Origin of the sequence: Neobacillus sp. (genome assembly GCF_031988165.1) — a bacterium.
GTDB lineage: Bacteria > Bacillota > Bacilli > Bacillales > Cytobacillaceae > Neobacillus > Neobacillus rhizosphaerae.
In genome coordinates this window covers 1-13,377 of record NZ_DALZYO010000027.1, presented here as the reverse complement: position 1 = coordinate 13,377, position 13,377 = coordinate 1, and the positions used below count along the sequence as shown (strand labels likewise).

14 protein-coding genes and 1 riboswitch are annotated in these 13,377 nt (G+C 38.3%); of the genes, 4 read left to right on the top strand and 10 right to left on the bottom strand.

The annotated features are described in order from the left end of the window. Positions 1–390: 390 nt before the first annotated feature. A complete protein-coding gene (locus tag RTR43_RS16420; RefSeq protein ID WP_312473305.1) occupies positions 391–906 on the top strand; it encodes a DoxX family membrane protein in 516 nt (171 codons plus the stop codon). Between the two features lie 52 nt (positions 907–958). Here RTR43_RS16420 and RTR43_RS16415 read toward each other — a convergent pair whose 3' ends face one another. From RTR43_RS16415 to RTR43_RS16385, 7 genes are all read right to left on the bottom strand, one after another. After that, entirely contained in the window at positions 959–2,623 is a 1,665-nt protein-coding gene (locus RTR43_RS16415) for a glycoside hydrolase family 13 protein (protein WP_312473304.1), read from the bottom strand. A 53-nt stretch (positions 2,624–2,676) separates the two neighbouring features. After that, positions 2,677–3,699 carry a LacI family DNA-binding transcriptional regulator gene (locus RTR43_RS16410; RefSeq protein ID WP_312473303.1) on the bottom strand — a complete coding sequence of 341 codons (1,023 nt, stop codon included), beginning with the start codon at positions 3,697–3,699 and terminating at the stop codon, positions 2,677–2,679. 56 nt (positions 3,700–3,755) lie between these two features. Further along, positions 3,756–4,571 carry a carbohydrate ABC transporter permease gene (locus tag RTR43_RS16405; RefSeq protein WP_312473302.1) on the bottom strand — a complete coding sequence of 272 codons (816 nt, stop codon included), beginning with the start codon at positions 4,569–4,571 and terminating at the stop codon, positions 3,756–3,758. Beyond that, positions 4,571–5,431, bottom strand: coding sequence for a carbohydrate ABC transporter permease (locus RTR43_RS16400; RefSeq protein ID WP_248737195.1), 861 nt, complete (start codon positions 5,429–5,431; stop codon positions 4,571–4,573). Before RTR43_RS16400 ends, RTR43_RS16405 begins: the two co-directional genes overlap by 1 nt. Before the next feature lie 182 nt (positions 5,432–5,613). Then, positions 5,614–6,918, bottom strand: a complete 1,305-nt coding sequence (locus RTR43_RS16395; RefSeq protein ID WP_248737145.1) for an ABC transporter substrate-binding protein — start codon at positions 6,916–6,918, stop codon at positions 5,614–5,616. A gap of 556 nt (positions 6,919–7,474) precedes the next feature. Beyond that, a complete protein-coding gene (locus RTR43_RS16390) occupies positions 7,475–9,145 on the bottom strand; it encodes a glycoside hydrolase family 13 protein (RefSeq protein ID WP_312473301.1) in 1,671 nt (556 codons plus the stop codon). 111 nt (positions 9,146–9,256) lie between these two features. Next, the gene (locus RTR43_RS16385; RefSeq protein WP_396954593.1) at positions 9,257–9,661 is read right to left on the bottom strand and encodes a globin domain-containing protein; all 405 of its coding nucleotides are present in this window, start codon (positions 9,659–9,661) and stop codon (positions 9,257–9,259) included. A 220-nt stretch (positions 9,662–9,881) separates the two neighbouring features. Here RTR43_RS16385 and RTR43_RS16380 point away from each other — a divergent pair, with 220 nt between their 5' ends. After that, positions 9,882–10,229 carry a DMT family transporter gene (locus RTR43_RS16380; RefSeq protein ID WP_248737148.1) on the top strand — a complete coding sequence of 116 codons (348 nt, stop codon included), beginning with the start codon at positions 9,882–9,884 and terminating at the stop codon, positions 10,227–10,229. Position 10,230: 1 nt separating this feature from the next. Continuing rightward, positions 10,231–10,545 (top strand): DMT family transporter, encoded by a 315-nt coding sequence (locus RTR43_RS16375; RefSeq protein ID WP_312473299.1) that lies wholly within the window; start codon positions 10,231–10,233, stop codon positions 10,543–10,545. A 175-nt stretch (positions 10,546–10,720) separates the two neighbouring features. Here the strand turns inward: RTR43_RS16375 and RTR43_RS16370 are convergent, their stop codons facing one another. Further along, positions 10,721–11,137, bottom strand: coding sequence for a VOC family protein (locus RTR43_RS16370; RefSeq protein WP_312473298.1), 417 nt, complete (start codon positions 11,135–11,137; stop codon positions 10,721–10,723). Between the two features lie 165 nt (positions 11,138–11,302). Then, a riboswitch (PreQ1 riboswitch) is annotated at positions 11,303–11,347 on the top strand. 6 nt (positions 11,348–11,353) lie between these two features. On the opposite strand from RTR43_RS16370, the gene RTR43_RS16365 reads away from it, so the two are divergent. After that, on the top strand, positions 11,354–11,929 hold the full coding sequence (locus RTR43_RS16365; protein WP_312473297.1) for a QueT transporter family protein: 576 nt from the start codon (positions 11,354–11,356) through the stop codon (positions 11,927–11,929). 66 nt (positions 11,930–11,995) lie between these two features. Here RTR43_RS16365 and RTR43_RS16360 read toward each other — a convergent pair whose 3' ends face one another. Both RTR43_RS16360 and RTR43_RS16355 read right to left on the bottom strand, forming a co-directional pair. Further along, positions 11,996–12,688 (bottom strand): copper homeostasis protein CutC, encoded by a 693-nt coding sequence (locus RTR43_RS16360; protein ID WP_312473296.1) that lies wholly within the window; start codon positions 12,686–12,688, stop codon positions 11,996–11,998. Between the two features lie 229 nt (positions 12,689–12,917). Continuing rightward, positions 12,918–13,377: zinc ribbon domain-containing protein (locus RTR43_RS16355; protein ID WP_312473295.1), on the bottom strand; the 460-nt coding region annotated here is incomplete at its 5' end.

Below are 13,377 nucleotides of genomic sequence, written 5' to 3'. Positions count from 1 at the left end.
CGTAAGTTTACGGTTTATTATTTTTGTGGTCCCCATGTTTGTTTTCTCCCTTAAATTGTTGCTTTTGGTAGAGTAAGATGATAAAAAAATAATGTTTCTCCTTTAAAATAACAAAAATCCATTTTTTTGACAACTATAGGCTTGAATCGATTGGAAGCGATTACATATTTTATGTCTTTTCTATGATTATTTCGGAGTAGGAGTTCCTAATGATTTTCTTCCAACTATCTACACAACACTTTACATAGATTCATTTTCTGGCTGTTCATTTATTTGTCAAAAAATTTCGAACAAACTTTGAACTTTTCACTATATCCATGTTTTTTATATTAGAATGCTATATATTGGTATTAGAAAGAAACAATTAAAATATGAAAGGCGGAATGAAAGATGTTTAACAAATTTTTAAGAGAGAATAAAATCTCTGCCGTCCTCCTAACAGTCATACGTTTATACCTCGGATATTCTTGGTTCACAGCAGGTTTACACAAAATAACAGGCGGCTTTGATGCTGCAGGGTTTTTAAAAGGTGTAACAGCTAACCCCGTTAAAGGGCCGGACGGTGCAGTGGTTTACGGCTGGTATGTTGAATTCTTGAAAAACTTTGCACTTCCGAACGTTGACTTTTTTAACTTCATCGTTCCTTGGGGTGAAACATTAATAGGCTTAGGACTTCTCTTGGGCTGTTTAACGACAGCAGCTATGTTCTTTGGTTTAGTGATGAACTTCTCTTTCTTCCTAGCAGGTACAGTATCTCATAACCCAACAGACATTTTCCTTGGCTTCATCATCTTGACTGCTGGATATAACGCTGGAAGAATCGGGTTAGACAGATGGGTTGTTCCTTTCATTAGAAAGTTCAACAACAATCGTGAAGGCAAGCAAAATCCAAAGGCTATGGCTTAAAAACTCTGCAAAAAGACGATTCGGCTTCCGAATCGTCTTTTCTTAATTATCACTAAACACGATATACTCTAGTCTCGTACGGCTTCAATGAAAGCTGTTGAAGGGGATCATGTTCAGAAACTACATAGTTATTCAACAGCAATTTCTGATATTCTAAGGAAACATCCGTGATTTCTGCTGGTTCTGGGGAAAGGTTTGTGATGACAATTACCTTTTCCTCATTTGATGTCCGAGTATAGGCATAGATTTGTGGATCCTCTTTAAGGATCAAATCATAGGTACCGTAAGTAAACACGGCATTCTCTTTCTTCAAGCGAATCATTTTTTTGTAAAAATTTAAAATCGAGTCAGCGTCTTTTAACTGTCCTTCGACATTGATATCCTTGTAATTCGGATTCACCTTCAACCAAGGTGTTCCATTGCTAAAACCCGCATTCTCTTCATCCGACCACTGCATTGGCGTACGTGAATTATCACGACCTGACCCCCAGATGATTTCCATAATTTCCTCGTGTGAAACCCCGTTCGCTCGTTTTAAACGGTACATATTTTTCGCCGAAACATCATCATAATCATCAATCGAGTCAAATTGAACATTAGTCATGCCAATTTCTTGACCTTGATAGATAAACGGTGTCCCTTGCATAAGAAAATACATCGCCGCAAACGCTGTAGCACTTTCACGCCAGTACTCCTGATCATTTCCCCATGTGGAGACTATACGTGCTTTATCATGGTTTTCGATAAATAAGGCATTCCATCCCTTACCTTCTAACCCTTTTTGCCAGCGGGATAGAACATCCTTTAACTCGACAATATCTAGTTCTTTTTTCGTTTCAGCATCCCAAAGAGCAAGATGCTCAAATTGAAAGACCATATTGAACTTTCCTGAACTTTCACCGACCCATTGCTCAACATCACCAACATCATCAACCGTAACTCCGTTCGCTTCGCCTACGGTCATAATGTCATATTTAGAAAACGTCTCGTCCTTTAACTCTTGTAAAAACGTATGAATTCCATCGACATTCATCATTTTTTCAAAGCATGAAACAAATGGCAGCCCTTCTGGATTCGGCATATCCCTAAGACCTGCTTCCTTCTTGATGTGACTGATCGCATCCACGCGGAAACCGTCTATCCCTTTATCAAGCCACCAGTTAACCATTTCATAAAGCGCCTTCCGAACTTCTTCATTTTCCCAATTAAGGTCAGGCTGCTTTTTTGAAAAGATATGCATGAAATATTGTCCAGTTTGTTCGTCGAATTTCCATGCAGAGTCGCCGAAGATACTTTCCCAGTTATTCGGTTCTTTGTGTTCCTTACCATCCCGCCAAATGTACCAATCCCGCTTAGGATTGTTTTTCGAGGTGCGGGATTCGATAAACCATGGATGCTCATCACTTGTATGGTTGATGACTAAATCCAAAATCAATTTCATTCCGCGTTGATGTGTTTCTTTTAACAGCAGATCAAAATCGGCCATTGTCCCGAACTCGGCCATAATTTCCTGATAATCGCTGATATCATAGCCATTATCATCATTGGGTGACTGATACATTGGGCTGATCCAAATGACATCAATTCCTAAATCCTTTAAATAATCAAGTTTAGCGATTATTCCCGGTATATCACCAATTCCATCCCCATTGGAATCCATAAAGCTGCGGGGATAGATCTGATAGGCAACTGCTTCTTTCCACCATAATTTATTCATGTTAAATCCTCACTAATTCTTTTTATGTTGATTCTTCACATTCCATCCAAAGGTTATTTTTTAACAGCACATGATTTCCGTTCTATCAGCCTGGTAGGAATCGTGATTCGTATGGGTAATGTCTCTGGATTTTCAATTTTTTCAATCAAGCATTTTGTTGCTACATGGCCTAATTGAAAGGTACCGATATCCACTGAAGTTAATGGAGGCTTTGAATGCTCCGATAACGAAAGGTTATTGAAGCTGACGATGGAAATATCGTCAGGTACTTTTATATTTAACTTCTCTAAATGACTAATAATTTCATATGCCATTAAATCATCCTGTGTGACAAGCGCGGTTGGTGGGACCTCTAATTCTACTAAGGTGCGGATGGCATCCTTTCCTTTTTCGTTGACAAATTTTTCATGGACAAAATACGCATCTGTGACCGGAAGTCCCGCTTCCATTAAGGCCATGTTGTAGCCATTTAAACGGTCAATGGTTACAACAAAGTCTAGATTACCGCCCACAAAGGCTATATTCTTATGACCAAGCTCGATGAGATAATTGGTTACTTGTTTAGTAATAAAAATATTATCATTATCAACATAAGTAATTCTTTCTTCATTCATACTCGGCCTTCCGACAACGGTAAAAGGAAATCCAGATTCCTCAAGATAGTTCATTGTTCGATCATTTACCCGTGAATACAGAAGTACAATTCCATCAACGCGCCGCCCATTTACCATGGAAAGTACTTCTTCATGAATTTCCTCCTCTGTTGAACCAGTTGAGAGATAAATCCCGTACTTGCTTTCATGGGCTTTCATACTAATTCCTCTTAAAACTTCAGGGAAGAATGGATTTCGAAAGGCATGGTAGACCGAATTGGGCATGATCACTCCGATGGTTTGAGTGCTTTTAGCAACTAAGCTACGTGCTTGTAAATTAGGATAATACCCTAACTGATTCATTACCTCTTTTACACGTTTCTTTGTTTTTTCACTGATACGAGGATTATTAGCAATAACCCGTGAAACCGTCGAAGGTGCTACATTCGCTTCCCTAGCCACATCTTTAATTGTTACCACCATTACTTCCCCCTATTTCTCAATGTTCCTTTTTTTAACATTATATAAAAGATCGTTTCTTATTTAACAGCACCCTCGGAAATTCCTTTGATAATTTCCCGCTGTGCAAAGAAGTAAGCAATAATGACTGGAATAATCGCAATCGTTAGGCCTGCCAATGCTAAATGCCATTGCTTCGTATACTCACCAAAGAAGAAGAACATTTTTAACGGAATCGTCTCCATACCCTCTTGGTTAATAACAAGAGATGGGAGTAAGTAGTCATTCCAAATCCAAATGGTGTTTAAAATCGCTACCGTAACGGTAATCGGTTTTAACATTGGAAAGATGATATACCAAAAGATTTGAAAACGATTGGCTCCATCAATGGTCGCGGCTTCATCCAAGGATTTTGGAATCCCGCTTAAAGTACCATGGTATAAAAAGATCGATAGACTTGCGCCAAATCCTAAATACATAAAAATGATCCCCACACGATTTAACAATTCAACTTTCCCAAAAATCGTGACGAGCGGAATCATGACCGATTGAAACGGAATCAGCATCGCTGCCACAAACATAAAGAAGACAATCGTACTCATTTTGCTTTTATTTCTTGAAAGTGCGTAGGCTGCCATTGAAGAAAACACGATAATAACCACAACACTTACAACGGTAATAATGACTGAGTTTAAGAATGTCTTTAAAAAATCCAGTTCGTTAAAGGCTTCAATGTAGTTATCAAAATTGAATGCTTCAGGGAGCTTTAATGTATCTGCAAAAATTTCCTTTTTCGATTTAAACGAATTCACAATCATTAAATAAAAAGGAGAGAGCCATATGAGACCTAATACCACACCGATAATCTCCAACGGCCATTTATATTTTCGTCCCATTACATTTCTACCTCCCTTTTCTTATTGATGTACACTTGCGTTAACGAAATCGCTGCAACAATGATAAAGAAGATTACTCCTTTTGCCTGAGCATAAGCCATTTCACTTTCACCAAAGGCCGTTTTAAAAATTTCCATCGCCACCATTTGTGTGGAATTGAATGGTCCCCCTGCTGTTAGTGATAGGTTTTGGTCGTAGAGCTTAAAGGTATTTGATAAGGTTAAAAACATACTAACGGTAAAAGCAGGAGCTACAAGTGGAAACACGATGTAGCGAAGACGCTGGAATGGGCTAGCGCCGTCAATTTCAGCTGCTTCAATAAGTTCAGTTGGTACTCCTTCTAAGTATGCAATGTAAATGACCATAATATATCCGGCCATTTGCCAGCTCATTAGGATCACTAAGCCCCAAAAGCCTGTTTGCGTTGTGGAGAGCCAGCCATCTAAACTTTCAATGCCAAATAAATTTCCCACCCCGGCAAATACTTTGATAAATATAAACTGCCAGATAAAGCCTAAAATAAGGCCGCCAATTAGGTTTGGCATAAAAAAGATGGTTCTGAGGAATTTACTTGTTTTAATTTTTGATGTAACGATAAGGGCTAATGCAAGGCCAAAGAAATTAATGAAAATAATAGAAACAACTGAAAATTTAACCGTGAACCATAGTGAGTCTAAAAATTCCTTATCCTTAAAGACATTAAGGTAATTTTCAAAGCCGATAAATCCACCCACTTCAATTCCGTTCCAGTTTGTGAATGAATAATAAATCCCAAATACCAGCGGAATAATAACCACCATGGACAATGCTAAAAGAACTGGGGCTAAGAACAACCAGTAGGATAAATCCCGAGTACGCATCATGGTAAAAACCTCCAATGTAATTCTTAAGTTTGTAAATAATATGAAAGAAAAGGGGCTGAGTGATAAGAAATGCGTTAAACCAAGAGTGCCGTCTTATGAACCAGCCCCTTGCCTCTCTGCTAATTTATAATGGGTCCTCACTTTTACAAGTAGGACCCATTATCTGTGTTCAGAGGGTATTATTTATTTCTTGATTTCTCCCAAGCTGCTTGAGTAGTTTTTACGACATCTTCCCATTTAGCTTCTTTGCTCAAATATTTTTGAATTTGAACTCCGAGCTCATTTTGTCCCCAGTTAGTTGGATAACCCATGAATGCCCAGCCAATTGTCTTACCATCTTGTGCATACTGATAAATTTCTTTAGAAAGCGGGTCACTGATTTTTGATGCATCATATCCATCATAGGCAGGAATAAATTTAAAATCATTAATTACTGTTTCTTTACCTTTATCAGAAGTGTATAACCAGTCTAAGAATTTTTTCGCTTCAGCAACAGTTTTTTCATCTTTATTACTGTTTACGCCCCAGTACATTGGGATTCCAACCGGAATTGCATCTTCTTTATATCCTTCAACAGGGATTGGTAAAATGCCGATGCCGTTATCAGCAAATTTTTGATCAATACCTGCGATTGAACCATATACCCAGTTACCTTGTTGAATCATTGCTACCTTTTGAAGCGAGAATAATTCTTCAACTTGTTTAGAGTAGTCAAGACTTACAGTCGGCTGCACGGAATAATCGTTTTGTAGGTCAAGTACTTTTTTGAACGCATCACCGTATTTGAAATCAACCTTTTTCGCGTTAAATGCGTTTAACACATTGTTATCAAATTCTGGTGCAAGGAACGTGTTTGATAAGTGTAAGCCAGTTACCCAAGTTTCTTTACCAGGTAGAGCAAATACTGCTTCAAGACCAAGGTCTTTTTTCTTCGAATCTAACGTTTTTACAGCCTTTTCAAGATCTGCAAAGCTCTTGATTGATTTTGGATCAATACCTGCTTTTTTAAAAACATCCTTGTTATAAATGAAGCCATAACCTTCTTGGTTGTAAGGCAATCCTAGTACTTTTCCATCTTTCGTTACGCCATCAAGTGTTCCTTTTAATGCTGCTTTTGAAGCTTCTGTATCAGATAGGTCAGCTAATTTTTTTTGCCAATCTTTTACGTCTTGCGGTCCACCGATATTGTAGATGGCTGGTTCTTTACCTGACGCAAATTTTGATTTTAGGGCTGCACCGTAATCTTCACCGCCGCCAACAGTCGTAATGTTGATATTTACACCTTTGTGTTCTTTTTCATATTCTTTCGCTACTTTTTCAAATTGCTTTTTAAATTCCACTTTAAATTGGAATACATCTATTGTTACATTACCTTTTGAATCTTCTTTGGAGCCGCTTTTATCTGCATTTCCACAGCCCGTTAAAAGGAGACTTAGGGAAAGAACACCGGCGCCAATTCCGGAAAATAATTTTTTCTTATTCATGATTTACCCCCATATTAAGAATTTTTTGTGATCTAATAGCTTGTGCAACGTGGGAAAACATAGATGGATTTATCATGTGTTATTGTGATTTAGATATTCTAAGCAAATCCGAATACAACCCATTGTGATTTACGTAAAGCTTTTCTAATGCAATCGTTTGCACTAAAGTATAAATAAGAAATTTTTTAAAAATCTAGGTCACCCATTCGTAATCTTAGAAAATCTTGTTTTATTCTAGTTTTCAACGAAATCGTTTGCACAAAATAGCAGAAAAACTGTAATAAATCATTATTTACCAATAAAAATTCATCTTACTTTACAGTTAATATCTACTAATACCCCCTATTCTCGTTATGTATCGTTAGCGAAAACGTTTGCACTAATCGATAGATTCATAGTACCACTTTCATAATGAATGCGCAAACATTTTTTATTAGAAAAGCACAAGGCGCCCGCCAATCGGCGCCTGGAGCTAGACATTTCTTGAAGTCCAAGGTTAAAAATTCTTTATAAATGAAAAAAACATCAGGAATTCCTGATGCTTTTAGGGGATTTTTTACTTTTTCAGTACAACTGTCTCATATGGACGCAATCTAGTTGTTTTTCCTGCTTCATAGTTGGAAAGGAGAAGATAATATTCAGGAAATTTGTTTACAAGTTCCTCATCCTCAATCACTAACTCGTTTGCGCTAAAGTTGCAGAGCACGATGAGGCTTTCATCCTTCCACGTTCTTTCGTAAGCAAACACTTCCGGATGATCCTTTAGCAATAGCTGAAAATCACCATCAATGATAATATCCATTTCCTTGCGTAAGGCAATCAATTTTTGATAAAAATAAAAAATTGACTGTGAATCATTTAAAGCATTTTTCACATTAATCTCTTTGTATCTCGGATTGGACTTAATCCAGGGAATTCCTGACGTGAAGCCGCCATTCTCAGAAGTATCCCATTGCATCGGCGTTCTTGCATTGTCTCTGCCTTTTGCATAAATCGAGGTCATGATTTCCTCATGTTTGTAGCCTAAGGCCTTTCGCTCGTTATACATATTGATGGTCTCGATATCTCGATAATCATCAAGGGTGTTAAACTTCACATTGGTCATGCCGATTTCTTCACCCTGATAAATATATGGTGTTCCCTGCATGAAATGAAGGCAGGTTGCTAACATTTTCGCTGATTCAACACGATACTTTAGGTCATCACCGAAACGGGAAACAATCCGCGGCTGGTCATGATTGTTCCAATACAAGCTGTTCCATCCTTTGTTATGTAGAGCAGACTGCCACTTCGTTAAGTTTTCCTTCAACTCGACTAGACTCAGTGGTTTTAAATTCCACTTCCCGCCCGGGGCACTGTCTAAATCCATGTGCTCAAAAGTGAAAATCATATTGACTTCTTTTCTGTCAGGGTCCGTGTAAAGAATGGCATCCTCTGGGGTGGCGCCGGGCATTTCACCAACGGACATTATTGGATAGTTAGACAAAACCTCATGGTTCATTTCTTGCAAAAATTCATGGATTCTTGGGCCATTCATAAAGTATTGGCCGCCATCACCATATAATTGCCCTTCGCTCTGTACACCATCCGGCAAGCCAGGCTGCTTGGAAATCATATTAACGACGTCCATCCGGAAGCCGTCAATCCCTTTATCTAGCCAGTATTTCATCATCTGGTAGACATCTTCCCGAAGTTTCGGATTTTCCCAGTTTAGGTCAGGCTGCTTTTTCGAAAATAAATGTAAGTAATATTCATTGGATGGTTCATCATATTCCCATGCAGAACCACTGAATATAGAGCCCCAATTATTCGGTTCTTTTCCACCTTTACCCTCACGCCAAAAATAATAATCGCGATATGGATTGTCTTTTGATTTTTTCGACTGAACAAACCACTCATGTTCATCAGAGGTATGGTTGACCACCAAATCCATGACAAGCTTCATATCGCGTTTATGCAGTTCATCCAACATCTGGTCAAAATCTGCCATCGTTCCGAACTCATTCATGATCTTCTGATAATTTCGGATATCATAGCCATTATCATCATTCGGTGAATCGTAGACCGGGCTTAACCAAATCACGTCAACACCAAGTAATTTTAAATAATCAAGTTTTTCAATGATCCCCTTAATATCCCCAATTCCATCGCCATTGGAATCATTGAAGCTCCGTGGATAAATTTGATAAACAACACTTTTCTTCCACCAATTGTCATTATTTTTCAATTTGCGGCCTCCTCACTTATAAACAACCACACTATAACATATCTACTAATTTTTCCGAAACAAAAAAATCCTCAACCTCGAAGATTATAGGTCAGGATTTTCCACTGATACTTATTGGGAATCAGGACTGTTCACCATTATTCCAGCCACTTGTTTTAAACGATCGTAGAAGGCAAGACCCGCTGGATATTGATCAAGACCAATTTCTTGAAAGGCTTCTTTCATGCAGCGAAGCCAGCATTCGGCTCTCCTAGGAGTCACTTCAAAGGGGAGATGCCGCTCTCTCATTGCTGGTGGTCCAAATTCCTGACTATAAAGAGCAGGACCACCTAAAAATTGCGGCAGGAACATCCGCTGCTTCCGTTTAATTTCTTCCATATCTCCTTCAAATAAAGGAGCCAATTCAGGATCGGCATACACACGCGGATAAAAGGCATTTACCAGCTTATCAATCGTTTCTTGTCCACCGATATCGCTATATAGTGATTTAAAATTATATTCCAATTTCCTCACCATCCACTTTTATTTTTCCTTTGTTTCAAATCATTATAAAGATATAGTAGATAGCAGTTCGTGATATAAATCACACTTATTCCCAACTCACAAATGTTTCCAAACAACTAAAGTAGTGTTTTCAAACCTTTTTTCGAATGATATGGTATCCTAGTATAATATGAAGGTCTCGAAATGGGAATAATATCGAGGCCAAAACAGGCGTCTTCAAGAGGTGAATAAAATGAATAAAGCCTGGATTTATGTAATGTTAACCTGCTTATTTGAATTGTTCTGGGTTTATGGATTTAATACAGCTGATACATGGTGGCAGTGGGTAATTGTCATTGGAATTATATTTATCGATTTCCATTTCTTACCTGAAGCGTGTAAAAGCCTTCCAACCGGGACTGTATATGCGATTTTTGCAGGTGTAGGAACCATCGGGACAGTGCTAATGGATGTATTTCTTTTTGGAGGAAGCTTTAGTATAGGAAAGGCTCTGTTTATAGCAATTATAGTACTAGGTGTAATTGGTTTAAACCTCGCTGATAACAAAGAAGAAAAACAAACGATGAAGGAGGCCGCTTAATATGGGCTGGTTGTTTGTGTTTTTAGCAGCTGCAAGTGAAATCGCTGGTGCTGCCGGGCTAAATTTGTATAGTCAAAGGAAAACAGTAAAAAATAGTATCCTTTATCTTGGCGGCTTTGGAGCTTCATTTGTTTTTCTATATACATCCTTTCACTATCTGCAAGTAAGTATCGCCTATACCGTTTGGGTTGGAATTGGTACCGCAGGGGCAGTATTAATTAACATGTATCTTTTTGGGGAATCGAAGAACATGGGCCGCATTCTTAGTGTCGTTTTGATTCTCATTGGTGTGATGGGCTTAAAGGCACTTTCTTAATAGCTGGAAAGAGGTCACCCCCAGTAGTTTAGTGTTTATCTCACTGGGGGCTGAGAACTCTTAAACCAACTTTTCATAACAAAAGTATGTTTCATGTCCAGTTGGTTTTGTTGAAAAAAACACTTCTCCTGTTTTCGTGTATCCTTTATTTTTTCTTCTCCCATGTCAAATTCTCCTATATTTTTTGATTGTAAATTTTGTTATTCTTTTCAGGTGCGACTAATTCCACTTTGATTCTATCAGGATCTTCGAAATATACGGCATAATGGCTGTCCCCTCCGGCAAAAGGATGTTTATCTTGGTATAGAATGTTAATCCCATTTTCCTTTAATTGAGCCGTTATTTGATTGACCTGCTCTTTGGATTCAGCATGAAAGGCAAGATGGTTTAGCCCCACTCTTCTGCGATGATAGGGAATATCCATAAACCGTTCTTCTGTCTGAACAAAAACAAGATAGGTTTCACCATATTTCCAGCTGATGCCTGAATCCCATTTTTGGAATGGTTCATATCCTAATTCAGATAAAAACCAGTCCCAAAATTCAATTGATTTTTTTAAGTTTGAAACATAGATTTCAAGATGGTGTAACATACTGCATCCCCTTTCTCTTCAGCAAAGCAGATGAATCATTCCATTTTGGAGACTCATTAATAAGCTCAAACATCGACACTTTACCATTTATTTCTAAAGTCAAATTTATCATTCATTGACTAGTGATTGTATTTATATTAATATATAATTTTGTATGTATTATTAATAAACGTGGTTCGAGAACCTCCCACGTAAAAAAACTAAGGAGAAATGAATATGGAAAAAACAACTAATACATTAGCACAACCAATTGGTGCTAATTCAGGCACTAGTTCTGTTCGAACTGACGGAACCGATAAAGAGCACAACAAAGTGAATGGAATTGTCGTAAACGGAATTGTGGCCGCTTTGTACATTGCTGTATCAGCCGTTATCGCTCCATTTGGCTTTAGCCAAATCCAGTTCCGTGTTTCAGAAATGTTTAATCATCTGGTCGTTTTTAACAAAAAGTACATTTATGGAATCATTTTAGGTGTATTTTTGACGAATCTATTCTTCTCGCCGATGAAGGCATACGACCTTATCTTCGGTGTCGGCCAATCATTGATTGCCTTGTTAATCACAATTGCATGCGCACGACTTATCAAAGGTATTTGGGCGCGGATGGTCGTGAATACACTCGTTTTCACGTTCACGATGTTCTTGATTGCCATTGAACTGCATTTGGCATTTGGTATGCCTTTCATGTTCACCTGGTTAACGACTGCAGTTGGTGAATTCGTAGTGATGGCGGTCGGTATGCCGATTATGTATGTTATTAACAAACGCGTTCATTTTGATAAAATCGTTTAATCAATATTAAGAGTTGCTGCTTAGGTTAATAAAAGTAGCAACTCTTTTTTATTTGTTTATTCCAGATTAGTTAACGATCCTTTTGATCCGCTGGATTTCATCTCCGTTAATCTTCTTGCGGAAGTCTCCATCAACTCTAACGGCCGAGCCAAAATGGTATTCGGAGGCCTGGAGCTGTTGGTGAATGTCTTCTATATTTCTGGAAGAGAGGCCTGAACCCGGCATGATTATTGGGGAGTTAGTGGTTTTCCCTGACTCCGCTATCATCCCTGTTAATGAATCAAGACCTTCTGGTACTCTCAGCTTCCCTCCCGATGTTAAAACCCTATCTACATGATATGGAGATTGACAAAGGGACTTATATACTTCCAGAGAATCTGTTTGATCAATGGCACGATGAAAGGTTAACGATAGCCCCTTCGCTTCTTCTAACACCATCCCGAGAATGTCAAAATCAACTGCTTGCTTTTCAGTTAACGCCCCAAACACGACACCCGCCGCACCTACCTCTTGAATTTTTTTTATATCCTCACTAATGGCATCCCATTCACTCCTACGGTAAACAAAGGAATAGCTATGAGGACGAACCATGACCATTACAGGAATCTTTACACTCTCGACGACCATTTTTATCGTTCCATAGCTTGGTGTCAAACCGCCTTCAGCGATTGCTGAAACTAACTCGAGGCGATCGGCACCATAGGCTTCAGCGTATTTTGCATCTTCTTGATTTAAAACAATTATTTCTACTAAGCTCATTTCCACACCTTCTTGATTAGAATTTTTTTTAACCGAGCCCTGCTGCTATTTTTCACTGCATCCGACTGTCATCCAAACGATAAAAAAGAACCTTTTTTTGATCATACCAAAATTCGATAGACTGATGACATTTTTTATCTACATGAGTATCCCCATAACTAAAGTTAGGGGTTTCGAAAGAATAGGCTGTAAAGCCGCATTGTCTTTACGTGGGCTACCACAAGTCCCGCTAATACATCAGGCTGAGGCCTTCAGCTTTGCATTTCTTCATTATGTTGATTTTCTTTGGGGCTTGAAGGAAATGATTTCTTTCTAGTCCATCAAATGCACGATTCACATGTTTGCGAACAATATTAAAGGCGCCATTTACATCTGCATGAATGAGAACTTTCGACCCTTTTATCTTATAAAAAGCTCTACTACACCGATACCCACTAAAATTAGGATGGTTATCATCTCCGAAAGTTGGGATAGGGTCTTGATTCAAGAAACTAGATTTGGACGTATAGCTTTCTTCACGGTCGATGACTTGAATTCCTTTCCGTTCAGCCTTGTATCGAATCATTTCAATAAATGTCGAATACGGAATTTGGATAAAGGTTTGCTTATCAGACTTTTTCATTTCGACCTCCGATTTCCAACCAACATTTCTTCCTATGATGATGGTATCAATGGTTCTTTCTAGGGCA